Source organism: Mesorhizobium sp. M2E.F.Ca.ET.209.01.1.1, from assembly GCF_004010375.2.
Classification (GTDB): Bacteria; Pseudomonadota; Alphaproteobacteria; order Rhizobiales; family Rhizobiaceae; genus Mesorhizobium.
This window is the reverse complement of record NZ_SADP02001295.1, coordinates 1-284: the sequence shown is the minus strand read 5'-3', so window position 1 is coordinate 284 and position 284 is coordinate 1. Positions and strand designations below refer to the sequence as shown.

The 284-nt window shown below is 61.6% G+C and carries 1 protein-coding gene; it reads left to right on the top strand.

The window, feature by feature from the left end; translation table 11 throughout:
* A partial coding sequence (locus EN852_RS41590; RefSeq protein WP_189546679.1) for a hypothetical protein occupies positions 1-284 on the top strand: 284 nt, incomplete at both ends.

Sequence of the window (284 nt, the reverse complement as noted above, 5' to 3'; positions counted from 1 at the left end):
AGAAAAAAATCAGTAACGAACGCATCAACTGCGAGACAGGAATCAAACCCGGAGTTAACCTATTGCCGGTTTGGTTCGGCGCGAGCCACCCGAACCGCGACATTGGGCATGGCAGGCAGCAGAGTTTCGAGCGGGGCAGACTGATGAAGGCGAACGGCGGCGCGCTTCGGCGCATTTGGGACGGCACGCTCCTTGCGGGTGTGAACGGCGCGGCGGTCGCCTGCCTGTTTCCAGGGATGGCATCGGCGGCGCAATACGACGTCGCCAGCCTGGGCGAACTCAAC